We start from the raw sequence: 15,187 nt of genomic DNA, 5'->3' as shown, positions 1-15,187 counted from the left end.
GTCCAAATGGAGTATGACTTGAAGTGGTGTCTTGAATAAAAAATAAAGCCGAGGATGGCTCCCCGGCTTTTGTTCTAATGATACAATTATTTTACTCCAAAAAACTTTTTTATTTTTGAAAATACACCTTTATTCTCTTGTTCAAGAGGCTGAAGAGGGACTGCTTCACCCAGAATTCTGCGGGCGATATTCCGGTAAGAAACAGAAGCCTTGCTGTTAGGGTTTAAAGCAATAGGCTCACCATGATTCGATGCCTTGATTACTTCATCATCATCTGCCACAATTCCAATTAAATCAATCGACAAATGCGCAGTTATTTCATCAACATCAAGCATGTCGCCATTTTTCATCATATGGCTTCTAATTCTATTTATAATCAGTTTAGGAGCCTCTACATTTTCCTCTTTTTCAAGCAAGCCGATTATCCGGTCGGCATCACGCACTGCTGAGACTTCCGGAGTGGTTACAACAATTGCTTTGTCTGCACCGGCAACAGCATTTTTGTACCCCTGCTCTATTCCTGCAGGACAGTCTATAACAATATAGTCATAATCCTGTTTTAATTCATCGACCAGCTTTTTCATCTGTTCTGGTGTAACAGCTGTTTTATCACTAGTCTGAGCAGCTGGAAGCAAATACAGCAGATCTTCAAACCGTTTGTCTTTAACTACAGCCTGATGTATTTTGCACCGTCCTTCAACTACATCGACCAGATCATAAATAATGCGGTTTTCAAGCCCCATTACCACATCAAGATTTCGAAGGCCAATGTCTGTATCCACCAGGCACACTTTTTTTCCCTGAAGGGCCAGGGCAGTACCTACATTTGCGGAAGTAGTCGTTTTTCCGACTCCGCCTTTTCCGGATGTAATGACAATCGCTTCTCCCATCCTAGCTTCCCCCTTGCAATCTAGTTATATTAGGTCTCAGATGCATCAATACTTGTAATCTATCTATTGTAATTTGATCTTTTTCATCAATGTAAGCACATTCCATTTCCCTTTTTTCTTCATCCTGATCATTGTCAGGAGCACGGTTAATAAAATGGCTGATTCTTAATTGGGATGGTTTCATAAGTGAGGCTACCACCACGGCTTCATTATTTCCATTGCAGCCGGCATGGGCTATGCCTTTTAGTGCCCCCATAATAAAGATGTTGCCCCCTGCCATAACAGTACCGCCTGGATTTACGTCTCCGATAAGAAGCAAATCTCCAGCCGTTTCGAGAACCTGCCCCGAGCGGATCACCTTTGCAACCGATACAATTTCGTTCTCTTCCTTCTGTTTTTCAGCTTCTTCTTTGGTAATGACATTAGAGCTTATTGACTCAACCATCAGGTTCTTCTTTTGCCTGATTAACTCCCTTAATTCTTCCTGCTGCTCTTCTGTAAGATAACGGTTGCCTACTTGAACCCTTACGGAAAGAAGCCGGTCTTCAACCGATCTGGAGTTCTCTGAAAGCTTTCTGTCAAGTTCTTTCTTCAGGTCTCCGTAAGAGCAGGAATCATCAAGATGCAAAGTCAGTCCGTCTTTGGTGCCTTTTATTGTAACGTTTTGGTTTTTTTTCATTTCAAGATGTTCACCTCAATGATAAGAAACACATTCGTGCTGCCGCACTTTATTTTTAAGCAGGGGTTACTTCAAACACAGTCCTGCCTGAGAAAATCCATAAAAAAATATGTCGATTATCCCTACCCTTATTTGCCCATAAAGGTAGAATTCGACAGAAACCTTCTAAATTCCTTTTTTACTGAAAATTATTCATTTAAAAGAAACCGGAGTAATCCGGTTTCTTCCTCAGCGTTGTGAAATTAACAATTATTCGATTAAGCTATCTGCAAATTTTTCAGAAAGTCTTTTAAGTGGGTAAACAGCTAATATAATGAAAATGGCATTCAATATTAGAGTTGGCAAGAGACGGGACGAAAGAAATACTGAAAATACCATATCTGAATGGTGAATCAATAAATTCATCTGGTAGACACCGGCCTCAAGAAGGGTAATACCCAATAGCACGATTATGGAAGCCACCGCTATATTCATATGTAGAATTCTCATTAGTTTGGTTGTAATAAAAGCAATGACCGGAAATAGAAACAAATAAATGCCGATAATTTCAACATACACAATATCAAAAAGCAGCCCGAACAATAGGCTATAAAGAATTCCGTGCTTTTTCGACCCAAAAATAGTCAAAATAACCAATGCACCCATCAGAAAACGGGGAGCTGCTATTTTTCCGCTGCCTAATAAGTCATACGGAGTTATTTGAACAAATATGCTTTCTCCAATAAATATGGCCAGAAGTATGAGAGGAAGAAGGAATCTTCTCACAGCTCCTCCTCCTTCTCATCAACCATTTCCATTAGATCAGGCTGTAATGCACCTCTTTTAACGACCATTACATGTCCAATATCATAGAAGTCTGCTCCAGGCTTAACATATGCAGTCTGAGTCAGACCAAATTCATCTGGAACTACATCTACAACCTTCCCAATCGAAAGGCTCTTAGGGAAAACACCGCCCAGACCTGATGTAATAACGTTTTGATCCTTTTCAACCTTAGCATCATAAGGAATTCTCTTAAGCAAAAGAAGACCTTTTTCTTTATCATAGCCTTCAATCAGACCGAAAAAGTTATTCTCGCCTGCCTGAATTTCAGCCGAGATGCGATTGGTCGGATCCATGGAACTAAGAAGCTGAACAGTTGAAGTAAAGGTATTGCTGCTTTTTACTTTCCCAATCAGGCCTTTTGACGTAATAACAGCCATGTTGGGTTCAATCCCGGCATTTTTCCCCTTATTTATAATAAGCAATTCATGCCATCTATCGGGGTTTCTGCCTATTACAGTTGCCTGCTTTGGCTCAAATTCACTTAAAGAATCCTTCTTATCCAAAATCTCACGAAGTTCTGTATTATCCTTTTTCAGCCTCTGAACCTCAGACTCAAGTCTTGCAAGTTCATCCAGCCTTGTCTTCAGATCTTTATTTTCTTTGTATGTATTTTGCAAGTCTTCGACATTTTCAAAGAATCCCGCCACATAATTCACTGGGCTGGAAACAGCATTTTGTATAAACCCGGTAGTATCTTTTAAAAATTGTTCAGGCCAGGTCAAATTTTCTCTATCCTTTAAAGAAAATCCAATCAATGCCACGAGAATAATAATGCTGACAAGCAAAATAATCAGGCGTTTGTTCAGAAAGAACTGTGGCATCCTTTACACCTCGAATAGTATTTTTTCAGGAAAGCCTGCGCCATTTAGGCACTGCTCAACAAAATATAACATATATCTGCAAAGATATCATTTTATGCTCAATAAAAAACCAAATTTGAGCCCATACACTATAAAGAAGTGAATGGGCTTCATTATTTTGCTTATTCAGAACTCTATTTATCTGGATTCTTTAGCTTTGGTTTTGAATAAATCAATATGGTCAAGAGCTTTTCCAGTACCAATGGCAACACAGTCCAATGGATTTTCTGCAATAAGGACAGGCATTTTTGTTTCTTCGCTGATCACCTTGTCCAGATTGCGCAGAAGCGCTCCTCCGCCAGTCAGGACAATGCCTCTGTCCATAATATCTGCTGCCAGTTCAGGAGGGGTTTTTTCAAGAGTATTTTTTACTGCATCCACAATCGCATATACTGTATCATTTAATGCTTTGGAGATTTCTTCAGCAGTAATTTCAATGGTTTTTGGCAAGCCCGTCAACAGATCGCGTCCGCGAATTTCCATATTTTCGACGCCTTCCGGATCTCCGGCAGAGCCTACTTCCACTTTAATTGTTTCTGCTGTACGGTCACCGATCATCAGGTTGTAATTTTTGCGGATATAATTGATAATCGCATCATCCATTTCATCACCGGCAATGCGGATCGATTGGCTTGTAACAATTCCGCCCAGGGAAATGATAGCTACTTCAGTAGTTCCTCCGCCGATATCGACAACCATGCTTCCTGTAGGTTCCCAAACAGGAAGATTAGCACCGATTGCTGCAGCGAACGGCTCTTCAATGGTATAAGCGTCCCGGGCGCCTGCCTGACGGGTTGCATCTACAACAGCGCGCTCTTCAACAGCTGTAATACCAGATGGTACACAAACCATTACATACGGCTTCCCTGAGAAGAAGCCCTTATTTTTATTGGCTTGTTTAATATAATATTTCATCATGACAGCAGTGGTTTCATAATCCGCAATAACGCCATCCTTCATTGGACGCAGCGCAACAATATTGCCGGGAGTACGGCCGATCATATTTTTTGCATCATTACCGACGGCTACAATATTTTTAGTATCTGTCTGCAGAGCCACTACCGACGGCTCTCTGACAACAATTCCTTTTCCTTTTACATAGACAAGTGTATTAGCTGTTCCTAAATCTATTCCAAGGTCTCTAGTACCGATTCCAAACATAAATGGTATCTCCCTTTCTGATACAAATTGCTCATTTTCCTAAGTAAGGTATTTTAATGGAATTTTCTTTTATTTTTCTAGTACAATCCGCCTCGAAAATGCAAGGCATCTCAAAAATCATAACCAATATTATAGCGTAACGTCAAATAAAAACATAGTGTTATAAATAACCTTTTTCCTTTAGGCTGACAAATTTATTTTCACCGATGATCAGATGGTCCAGAACATCGATGCCGATTATTTTTCCGGACTCTGCAAGTCTCTTAGTGACTTCAATATCTTCTCTGCTTGGAGTCGGATCGCCGCTCGGATGATTATGAATGCAGATAATGGACGCAGCCGACCTGCGAAACGCCTCCTTAAAAACCTCTCGGGGATGAACGATTGAAGCGTTCAGGCTCCCTATAAAGATGGTCTGCTTATGAAGCACCTGATTTTTTGTATTCAAATAAAGGCACACAAAATGTTCCTGAGACAAAAATCGCATTTCATGCATGACATAGTTTGCCCCATCCTCAGGAGAACGGATAATATATCTGTCATCATAGGTGAGGGTTGAAATCCTCCGTCCTATTTCAACTGCTGCCAGCACTTGAATTGCCTTTGCGGCTCCTATTCCTTTAATGGCCGTTATTTCATCCAGGGATGCATCCTTTAACAGCCGGAGCCCTTCAAAATGGGTAAGCAGCCTATTCGCCAATTGCAGCACTGATTCATCTTTCGTGCCTGTTCTGAGCAATATCGCTATCAGTTCGTGATTGGACAAGCTTTGCGGACCATTTTGGACAAAGCGCTCACGAGGGCGCTCATCCTGAGGGAAATCTTTAATTAAAAGAGAATCTGTTTGCATAATTTCCTCCCTGCCCTCTGGAGTCAGGGAGTTGAAGATGAAAGAAGTATATTAAGGAAGCGAGTATCCCGCTTTCCTCAGTTCACGAACCGTTCTGGAGACAGGAAGCCCGACAACAGAGAAATAATCTCCGCTTATACTTTTTACAAGCATGCTGCCAATGCCTTGTATCCCATATGCCCCTGCCTTATCAAAGGGTTCACCGGTGCCAATATAAGAGTCAATTTCTTCATCTGTTAACTCCCAGAACACCACATCGGTTTTTTCATAAAATGTAATTTCATTTTTCTCAGGCGTAATGATGGAAACACCTGTATAAACGGAATGAGTCGTTCCAGACAGACTTTTCAGCATATTAAAGGCTTCCATGCTGCTGTCTGGCTTTCCTAAAATAGTGCCGTCCTTAACAACAACTGTATCTGATCCAATTACATAGGAATCAGTATGCTTATTAAATACAGCCTTTGCCTTTCTATGGGCAAGCTCCTTCACGATCTCTCCTGGTTTCAGCACTGGATCAAAACTTTCATCGACATCACTGCTGGAGACTTCGAATTGCAAATGAAGATTTTCAAGAAGTTCTTTTCGCCGCGGGGAAGAAGAGGCTAAAATGAGGTTTTGCATGTAATCACCTTACCTTTATTGTATCAAATTGGGAGATACAGGTTAATCGTATCAAAAAAATGCCAGACAAACAATTTTAAAGAAGGTATTTACGATATTTTTATCATTAAATATCGAATAATGACAAAAAGAAAGAGTCTGTCTAAATTTCCCGAACAGACTCTGCTTAATATGTGATATTTCCCAGAAAATATTCGAATCGCCTAACATTATGGCACAATATGCCGGGTCCTTACTGCCCGCCTGACTGAAGCAGTGACTGATAAGCTGCAAGAAACCCCAGCAGATGCTCCTGAATTTTACCTGCTGATGCAGCATCTCCTGACTTGCGATATGTTTCTATTTGCTTTGATGCTTTCAATAGTTCTTCTCTAATGGAAATCAGGCTCTTATTTTGAATTTGATCTTCCATCAATTCATTCATTATCTTGATGCTGCCTTCAATTTTCTCGGCCGTTTCAGGGGTTATGGAGCTGCCGAGAGAGGCACTGGCTGCACCTTCTGAAAGGCTTTGGTATAAAGAAGGAACCATTTCAGCCAGTTTTTTCTCTTCGGCATTCACCCCTTCAATTGCTTTCCCTTCAAGCGCAACTTCCTTTGCAAATACATCAATTCCTTCGCTTTTAAAAGCGGCGCCTATTTCCTTAGCCTTATCAAGGCTGCCTGATACCCCTAAAAAAAGAAAAGTCTGATCTCCCATTTTTATGGATTGACTATAAACTCCTTTTTGTGAGTTGGCTTCCTGGATTTGCTGCGCTGCTTCACTATTTGAAAAAACGCCGCCTTGAACTACATATGTTGTAATAGTTTCTAAATCTGCTGCTGCAGCAGGTGTCTGCTGCTTTTCTGCTGGAGGCGTTTCATTAATAGGAGGCGCCACAGTTTCAGCTGCCTGATCTGTAAATACCAGCTTCAGCATGATGAACCCGAAGCTTGTCCCCAGCAGGACAGCAAAAAAGACAGCCAGTAAAATGGATGTTAAAAATCCTTGCTTATTTCTTCCCCGGAACTTTTTGGCCAGTGTACCCAGTCCATTTTTAGCTGGTGATTTAGGAGGAGCTGCAATTTTATATTCTTTGATTTCTGTATCTTCCGTTTCCTCAGGCAAAATCCAATCAAAGCTGTCATCCGCCTCTTTGCCAGCCGCTGTTTGTATAGAAGCGAAAAATTCTGTGGGTTCCTGTTTTTTCTGCCTATCCAGCTGGCTCGGGTCCCATGATTTTTCCTTCATTTCTTCTTTTTTCTCCTGAAACGGACGGTCCTTGCCATTAATCTTAATCGTGATTGTTTTTTCACTTTTAGGCTTGTCCACATCTCATCCTCCCTTCCGCACCGTTTCCTGAATTGTTTTCATCCTAACATAATGAAAAAAAAAAATAACAAGACTTTTGTCGTCTTGTTAAGGAAGGATTTCGTCAAATTTTTCATTTGTATTTTTGGCTAATTCTCAGTAATGACATTCTGGCTCAAGCTTATTTATGGGAATACCTTCATTTCCATTTGTATAGCATAAACTCCGCTTTTCTCCTATTAAACAAACAGCCGCAATGGATTTTCCGCTGACAACAGCGAAAATATTGTCTGAAGGCTGCAGAAGACTCTTTGTATCAGGGTCCTTTATAAGACATGTTTTTCAAAAATTGTTGTTTTTGTTATGAAATCTGCTCGTTTATTTCCACTACAGGCACGCAGCGAACCGCAGGAGAGAAAAGAGTCTTACTGCATTGCATGCAGTATCTCATACTTTCTTTCCCTCCCGCAGGACATTGAATACGCTTCCTTGACTGAATATCATACAAAGAAAATGCGTCGCAAATTCAGTAGCAAGTGCCCACAGCGAAATCAACTAAGGTTTTAACTAAGTTATGAAAAAACAATAGACTTTATGAAAACAGCATATTTCAAAGTATCAGACCTTTATAGGAATGAATGAAAATACCATTCAATTATTTCTCTTCCGTAAAAATAAGCCAGTAGAGTACCAATACCTATGTATGGGCCAAAGGGGATGGGCTTGCCTTTTTGAACAAGACCCAAAATCATGCCAAGACCACCAATGGCGGTTCCAGATAATGTAGCCAGGAAAAATGAAAGTAATACAAGCTTTACACCCAAAGCAACGCCGATGACGGCATACAGCTTGATATCGCCTCCACCCATACCGCCTTTGCTGATGACAGCTATCAGCAGCAGAAGGAAGAAACCGAGTGCTGCACCTGCTAAGCTGTCCCACCATGGAGAGATCGGTATGAAAATGCGTTCGGCTATTAAGACAGTACCAAAAAACAGCAAAACCTTATCTGGAATAATCATATATTTAAAATCCGAAACAAACACAACGATTACTAGAGAAATTACCGTCCAGGCAACAAATAATTCAACAGTCCATCCCATAATCAACGGAGCTGCGGCAAACAAAATACCTGTCGAAAGTTCAACAGTCGGATATAAGGCTGAAACCGACGCCTTGCAGCATCGGCATTTTCCGCCCAGAAATATATACGATAGTATCGGTATAAGCTCCAGCGGTGATAGAGTATGCATACAGTGCGGACAATGGGACCGCGGTGCACTAATAGATTGATTTTGAGGAATTCTTAGGCCTACTACGTTGTAGAAAGATCCTAGGATTGTACCTATAACAAATATTAGTAAATTTAAATTAATCACCTACAGTCAGATTCTAATAAATATTAATATCTTCAATAGTTGTATTGGTAAAGTTTTGATTAAAGATTTTTTTGTTAGACTTCCATTAATATCGGCTTCATTCCCCGCTTCATTTTCAATTAAAATATACTATTATCATATCAACGTTTTCTAGAAGATCCTCGTCATATCACCATTTTCAAGTACTCTTACAGATGCTACAAAAGTCTCGGCTGAGTTAAGAACTTGGTTTGCTTCAGCCCTTCCTGCTGCTTGCCCGCTGGTTTAATGAATATATTCTTGGAAGACTCGACAGTGCATCAATTAGTCCAGGTGCCATTGAACAGACAGGTAGCAATATTATGAGCGGTTCATAAACAAAGCTACCTCATAGTCATATTGCCAAACTCCCCCTTTACCTGTATTATCCATTACTTCCATTATATCAATTTATCTATAAAAACTATATGTTTAACAGGCCCAAAGATTTGTTTTTACACACTAAAAAGCCTTTTGACAGGCAAAAGGCTTTTACTTCATTCCGCAAACTTCCAGTTCGCTTAGCTCCTACATATAAGGCTCTGTCAGCATGGCGAGGGCCAGTGAATCATCGGCATCTTCTGGTGCAGCAGCTACCCCGATAGAAGCGGTTATATATACTTTTGTGCTGCTGCTTCTTCCATCAATGTTCTGCTTCAGATTAAATGGCCGATTGGCAATGGTCTGCCTGATAAGCTCGGCCCAGCCTATTGCATCTTCCTTGCCGGTATCAGGCATTAGGACGATAAATTCCTCGCCGCCATATCGGGCAGCAATTCCAGCCTTATCAATTAAATTTGCCAGACGATCAGCCAGTTCACAGAGAATTTCATTTCCGCACTGATGACCATAAGTATCGTTCACTTTTTTAAAATGATCGATATCGAGTATGATGAGTGATAGGTGATCCCTTGAACCATTATGCAATCTGCTAAATTCCTCACTTAGTTTCGCCTCAATATAACGGTAATTGTATAGATTCGTTAACGCACAGCGCTCGCTTTTGGCTTTTGTTTCCTCGTAGTGCCTGGCATTCTCAAAGGCTATTGCAAAATGAGAGCTTAGAATATCGACAATCATGAGCTGGGACTTTTCATAGGCCCTCTATTTCATGGAGGAAAGCAGCAGGGTACCCAATATTTCATTACTTCGGACTATCGGAATACTAATGATGCTCTCAGCATCTTCAGGCAGAAATTCCTCAGCAATGCCTTTCCATTTCTTTTTCAAGTGAAAAAGGGCAGATTTTCTGCTGCCTAGTACCAATCCGCTGATTCCCTCATTTTTTTTGGCTGGCATCAGAACATTCGGCTAAATTTGGCCATGCTCTATCCTGAATATGGAATGCAGTTCATCATTATTCTTAATATCAAAGATATAGGCATAATCAACAGGAATCATGTCGCTCAATTTCAAAATGAAAAGCTCCCTAACCTCATTAACATCTAGACGCTCGGCCATTTGAAGACTTATTTCTGAGGCTTTCTGAAGGTAATCATTTACCTTTTTACTTGAGTAGTAAAGATGCAGTATGATTGAAAGACTTACAAATGGCACACCAGCAAACAGGATTGCAAGAATTCCCACTTCAGAATAAAGTGTGTAAAGGATAAGTCCAATCGGGAATGTTATGAGTGAAGTGACCGTTTCCCATATCAGGTCTTTTTCGAGAAAGGATATTTTCCTGCCGTACAATGCTGCCTGAATTATGCTAATTAATATCTGATTTAGTGTAAAGTGAATTAAGCGGCAGACGAAACAGCTGATCTTTTTGTATTTTAAGCCTTATTAGAAGTACCAGGATCCCGAGCTGGACCATGATCACCTCAGCAACAAGACCAAAGGTTAAAAAGACGGCCATTGAAACCCATTGAATCAAAAAGATGGGCGTATTATTGACGACCATCGGCATGGAAGAAACGAGAAACATTAATATAAAAAAGGCAAATAAACTGGTTCCCTGTCCTAATAGGTCGGGAGGGTAAAAATGATAGGTTAGCATGGAGCCTGCCGGAAATAACAGCAGCCCTAAAAACCATATTATTTTTTTGGTGCGTGAACTAACTATCTTTTCCCCCTCCTACGTTTAATTAGGAAAATAGTCGGATAACAGATACATTTTATCGAATTTTCTAACTTTTGTCATATTTTTCTTATATTATTTTCCAATAGTTTCAAAAGAACAGGCTTCACTTCTGAGAGGAAGTAAAGGGACCCGGTGATGACAAGAACGCTGTTATTTTCTGATTCGCAAAGTTCACACTTTAATAACTGTTTCCAATCCTTATGAGATTGTTTCCTGCTGTTGCTGCTGAGATTATATAAATTTTCAGCTGATGATGCTCTAGGAAAGTTAAACTCTGTAAAGGTGATGCGGTCTGCAGCCTCATCAAGCTTACTGATCATTTTATCAAGCTTTTTATCAGCCAGCGCAGCGAATACAATTCTTTTGCTTCTATCCCCAAAACGATTTGCAAGCTCAGCAGTTAAAGCAGAAATACCTTCTTCATTATGGGCTCCATCTATTACCACCAGTGGGTCATGAGATACAATTTCAAATCTGCCGGGCCAAAATGCTGTTTTCAATCCGGCTCTAATATGCTGTTCCTCTATTAAGAATGAATAAAACTTATTTAAAAGCTCTGCTGCCACTACAGCCAGGGATGCATTTTCAGTCTGGTGTTTCCCGCTCATACCTGTCTGAAGTTCAGGGAAATCTTTAAAGACAGTCTTAATTGAGAAAAACTCACCCTTGCCCAGGGGTTTATGATCGGTAATGGTAAATTCTTTTCCCAGCTGATAAACCGGGGACTTTAACGCTAGAGCTTTATCTTGAATAACAGCCAGGGCTTCTTCCTGTTTGACAGCAGTAATTACACTGATTCCAGGTTTGATTATCCCCGCTTTTTCAAAAGCGATTTTCTCATATGTATTCCCAAGTATGGCTGTATGATCAAGTCCGATGCTGGTGATGATTGATAACACTGGATAGATGATGTTAGTAGAGTCATATCTGCCTCCAAGCCCCACTTCAAACAGCACAAGATCCACCGGTCTTACATGGCCAAAATATTGAAAAGCCATGGCGGTAATGATTTCAAACTCAGTTGGACCGCCAAGTTCCGTCTCTTCCAGCTCAACTGCCAGCGGATATATATCATTGGCAAGCTGAACGAGATCTTCATCCGCAATTGGAGTTCCGTTTAGAGAAATACGTTCATTAAATTTCTCAAAATATGGCGATGTAAAGGTCCCCACAGAATACCCTGCTTCCTGAAGAATGGATCTTAAAAACGTAACCGTTGAGCCCTTTCCATTCGTTCCGCCAATATGAACAGCCTTAATCCTTCTCTCAGGATGCCCAAGTTTTTCCATCATCCATACCATTCTTTCCAGACCAGGCTTCATTCCCAGTCTCAGTCTTGAATGAATCCATGCCAATGCTTCTTCATAAGCTGAAAACATATATTTACACCTCCGTTATACAGGAAGGAAGACGAATCCCAGATTCGGATCCGCCTTCCGCAGCAACTATTTATTCCCCTTTTAGCTCTTTGATCCGAGCTTCCACAGCTGCTCTCTTTTCGCTGTAGTCTTGTTCTTTTGCTTTTTCTTCCTCAATTACTTTTTCCGGCGCTTTTTTAATAAAGCCTTCATTTGAAAGTTTCTTTTGAACACGTTCAACTTCTTTATTTAATTTATCCCACTCTTTTTGCAGTCTGGCCACTTCTTCTTCGATATTAATCAAGCCTTCAAGCGGGAGGATAATTTCTGCCCCAGTCACTACGGCTGTCATCGCCTTATCAGGTGTTTCAACCTCTAAAGCCAGCACCAGTTCCTCAGGATTACAGAAGCGTTCAACATAGGCACGGTTATTTTCCAGTGTAGCAAGAATTTCATGGTCTTTAGCCCTTACCATCATTTTAATCTTCTTGCTCATCGGCGTGTTCACTTCAGCACGGCTGTTGCGGACAGAACGGATAATTTCAACAAGCAGCTTCATTTCATTTGCAGCCTGATTGTCTGTATATTCAGCCTGTACTTCCGGCCACTGGGCAACCGTAATGGAGTCTCCTGAGTGAGGAAGGTTCTGCCAAATTTCCTCTGTAATAAATGGCATAAATGGATGAAGGAGACGCATTGTGTTATCCAGTACATATGCCAGGATGGAGCGGGTTGTTTTCTTGGCAGCTTCATCTTCTCCATACAGCGGAATCTTCGCCATTTCTATATACCAGTCGCAGAAATCATCCCAGATGAAGTTGTACAGAACTCGGCCAACCTCACCAAACTCATAGCGGTCAGATAATCTTGTAACAGTCTCGATTGTTTCATTTAAACGGGTCAGAATCCATTTATCAGCAACAGACTTTTCGCCGCTTAAATCGATTTCTTCGAACTTTAATCCATCCATATTCATTAAAGCAAAACGTGATGCGTTCCAGATTTTATTGGCAAAGTTCCAGGTTGCCTCTACCTTTTCCATGCTAAAACGAAGATCTTGCCCCGGCGAGCTTCCCGTAGAAAGGAAGTATCGGAGTGAGTCGGCACCATACTGGTCGATAACATCCATCGGATCAACGCCATTTCCAAGTGATTTACTCATCTTGCGTCCCTGTGAATCTCGAACAAGACCATGAATTAATACATCCTCGAATGGGCGCTCTCCTGTAAATTCGAGACCCTGGAAGATCATCCGGGATACCCAGAAGAAAATGATGTCATAGCCTGTTACAAGGGCAGCAGTCGGATAGTATCTCTTAAAGTCAGCGGAATCAGTATCCGGCCAGCCCATTGTGGAAAACGGCCATAATGCTGAACTGAACCAAGTATCTAATACATCTTTATCCTGTTCCCAGTTTTCGCTGTCCACAGGAGCTTCCTGACCTACATAAACCTCGCCGGTCTCCCTGTGATACCACGCCGGTATGCGGTGTCCCCACCAGAGCTGGCGTGAAATGCACCAGTCGCGTATATTTTCCATCCAGCGCAGATACGTTTTTTCAAATCGGTCCGGAACAAAGTTTACTTTTTCCTCTTTATTTTGAAGAGCAATGGCTTCATCCGCAAGAGGCTGCATTTTAACAAACCACTGCGTTGAAAGGTATGGTTCAACTACTGCACCGCTTCGCTCTGAATGGCCCACAGAATGCATATGCTCTTCAATTTTGAAAAGAACGCCTTCTTCCTGAAGGTCCTTTACAATCTGCTTGCGGCATTCAAACCGGTCCATCCCCTGATACTTACCAGCTCTGCTATTCATCGTGCCGTCTTCATTCATAACAAGAATTCTTTCAAGATTGTGGCGGTTTCCGATTTCGAAATCATTTGGGTCATGAGCAGGCGTAATTTTTACAGCTCCAGATCCAAAATCCATTTCTACATAATCATCAGCAACAATCGGAATTTCCCTTCCTGTAATCGGCAGTTTAACTGTCTTGCCGATTAAATGCTTATAGCGTTCATCTTCAGGGTGTACCGCTACAGCAGTATCGCCAAGCATTGTTTCTGGGCGTGTAGTAGCAATTTCGATATGACCCGATCCATCTGCCAGAGGATATCTCATGTGGTAGAAGGCACCTTGAACATCCTTATAAATAACTTCGATATCAGATAGGGCTGTTTTTGTAGACGGATCCCAGTTGATGATGTACTCGCCGCGGTAAATAAGGCCTTTATTATAAAGTGAAACAAAAACCTCTCTAACAGCCTTTGAAAGCCCTTCATCCAGCGTGAAGCGTTCACGGCTGTAATCAAGCCCTAATCCAAGCTTTGACCATTGCTGGCGGATATGGCTCGCATACTCCTCTTTCCATTTCCAGGTTTCTTCTACGAATTTCTCGCGGCCTAGATCATAGCGGCTTTTGCCTTCATTTCGGAGCTTTTCTTCCACCTTTGCCTGAGTGGCAATACCCGCATGGTCCATTCCCGGAAGCCATAAAACATCGTACCCCTGCATACGCTTCATTCGTGTGAGGATATCCTGCAGAGTCGTATCCCATGCGTGGCCAAGATGAAGTCTTCCGGTTACGTTTGGAGGCGGAATCACAATTGTATACGGCTGCTTTGTTTCATCATCTTTTGCTTCAAAGAACTTTCCTTCCAGCCACCAGTGATATCTCCCTTTTTCAATCGCCTGCGGATCATACTTCGTCGGCATTGATATTTCATTGTTATCCATATTTCATTCTTCCTTTCTAAAAGCAATCAGCAAAAATAAAAAAACTCCGCTCGCCATAAAAGGACGAATGGAGTTTGCTTCGCGGTACCACCTTTTTTTCAACCAAAAAGAAAATCAGTAAAAGACATTCTTATAGTGATTGACACTTAAGCAGATAACGGATTTCCCGTCTTTTACTACTTGGCTGCTGCCTTTCGCAAAAGATGCTCTAGGGCGACCTTCCAACGGTTCTGCCTGGATAACCTTTCAGCTGCTGGTTTTCCTCTCTAAAAAGGCAAATAGCCATTGTACTCTTCCCTGTCTTAGCAACGATATTAAATTTATATATAAAATATAGTACCGAAAATAGACGGTTATAGTCAATAAGGATACCCCAGTTTTTTATATATTATTCACAGCATCCTTGAAAGTGCTGATGAGTTATACCCG

General features: G+C 41.2%; 15 protein-coding genes and 1 other annotated feature. All 15 genes read right to left on the bottom strand.

All coding sequences use genetic code 11. The annotated features are described in order from the left end of the window. Positions 1–86: 86 nt before the first annotated feature. Positions 87–890 (bottom strand): septum site-determining protein MinD, encoded by an 804-nt coding sequence (gene minD, locus NSQ49_RS18035; protein ID WP_159863323.1) that lies wholly within the window; start codon positions 888–890, stop codon positions 87–89. Position 891: 1 nt separating this feature from the next. Further along, entirely contained in the window at positions 892–1,569 is a 678-nt protein-coding gene (gene minC, locus NSQ49_RS18030; RefSeq protein ID WP_159863324.1) for a septum site-determining protein MinC, read from the bottom strand. 249 nt (positions 1,570–1,818) lie between these two features. Continuing rightward, entirely contained in the window at positions 1,819–2,334 is a 516-nt protein-coding gene (mreD, locus tag NSQ49_RS18025) for a rod shape-determining protein MreD (RefSeq protein ID WP_341071010.1), read from the bottom strand. Continuing rightward, entirely contained in the window at positions 2,331–3,215 is an 885-nt protein-coding gene (gene mreC / locus NSQ49_RS18020; RefSeq protein WP_159863326.1) for a rod shape-determining protein MreC, read from the bottom strand. Before mreC ends, mreD begins: the two co-directional genes overlap by 4 nt. Before the next feature lie 177 nt (positions 3,216–3,392). Next, positions 3,393–4,415: a rod shape-determining protein gene (locus NSQ49_RS18015; RefSeq protein WP_035331317.1), complete on the bottom strand. Its 1,023-nt coding sequence runs from the start codon at positions 4,413–4,415 to the stop codon at positions 3,393–3,395. A gap of 160 nt (positions 4,416–4,575) precedes the next feature. Next, entirely contained in the window at positions 4,576–5,265 is a 690-nt protein-coding gene (gene radC, locus NSQ49_RS18010; RefSeq protein ID WP_159863327.1) for a RadC family protein, read from the bottom strand. 51 nt (positions 5,266–5,316) lie between these two features. Next, positions 5,317–5,889, bottom strand: a complete 573-nt coding sequence (locus NSQ49_RS18005) for a Maf family protein (RefSeq protein ID WP_159863328.1) — start codon at positions 5,887–5,889, stop codon at positions 5,317–5,319. A 232-nt stretch (positions 5,890–6,121) separates the two neighbouring features. After that, the gene (locus NSQ49_RS18000) at positions 6,122–7,201 is read right to left on the bottom strand and encodes a hypothetical protein (protein WP_251284488.1); all 1,080 of its coding nucleotides are present in this window, start codon (positions 7,199–7,201) and stop codon (positions 6,122–6,124) included. 605 nt (positions 7,202–7,806) lie between these two features. Next, positions 7,807–8,559 carry a prepilin peptidase gene (locus NSQ49_RS17995; RefSeq protein ID WP_396399260.1) on the bottom strand — a complete coding sequence of 251 codons (753 nt, stop codon included), beginning with the start codon at positions 8,557–8,559 and terminating at the stop codon, positions 7,807–7,809. A 546-nt stretch (positions 8,560–9,105) separates the two neighbouring features. Continuing rightward, entirely contained in the window at positions 9,106–9,657 is a 552-nt protein-coding gene (locus NSQ49_RS17990) for a GGDEF domain-containing protein (RefSeq protein WP_251284489.1), read from the bottom strand. Positions 9,658–9,681: 24 nt separating this feature from the next. Continuing rightward, positions 9,682–9,876, bottom strand: a complete 195-nt coding sequence (locus tag NSQ49_RS17985; RefSeq protein ID WP_251284490.1) for a hypothetical protein — start codon at positions 9,874–9,876, stop codon at positions 9,682–9,684. Positions 9,877–9,888: 12 nt separating this feature from the next. Next, a complete protein-coding gene (locus NSQ49_RS17980; protein WP_251284491.1) occupies positions 9,889–10,272 on the bottom strand; it encodes a hypothetical protein in 384 nt (127 codons plus the stop codon). Between the two features lie 16 nt (positions 10,273–10,288). Then, positions 10,289–10,579: a hypothetical protein gene (locus tag NSQ49_RS17975; RefSeq protein ID WP_341071006.1), complete on the bottom strand. Its 291-nt coding sequence runs from the start codon at positions 10,577–10,579 to the stop codon at positions 10,289–10,291. Positions 10,580–10,719: 140 nt separating this feature from the next. Beyond that, positions 10,720–12,042 (bottom strand): bifunctional folylpolyglutamate synthase/dihydrofolate synthase, encoded by a 1,323-nt coding sequence (locus tag NSQ49_RS17970; protein WP_251284493.1) that lies wholly within the window; start codon positions 12,040–12,042, stop codon positions 10,720–10,722. Positions 12,043–12,112: 70 nt separating this feature from the next. Then, positions 12,113–14,758, bottom strand: a complete 2,646-nt coding sequence (locus tag NSQ49_RS17965) for a valine--tRNA ligase (RefSeq protein ID WP_251284494.1) — start codon at positions 14,756–14,758, stop codon at positions 12,113–12,115. A gap of 56 nt (positions 14,759–14,814) precedes the next feature. Further along, positions 14,815–15,071, bottom strand: a binding site (T-box leader). Positions 15,072–15,187 lie beyond the last annotated feature (116 nt).

The sequence above is a fragment of the Cytobacillus sp. FSL R5-0377 genome (assembly GCF_038004385.1).
Taxonomy (GTDB): Bacteria; Bacillota; Bacilli; order Bacillales; family Cytobacillaceae; genus Cytobacillus.
The sequence above is the reverse complement of the archived record's forward strand: the minus strand, read 5'-3'. Positions and strand labels throughout refer to the sequence as shown.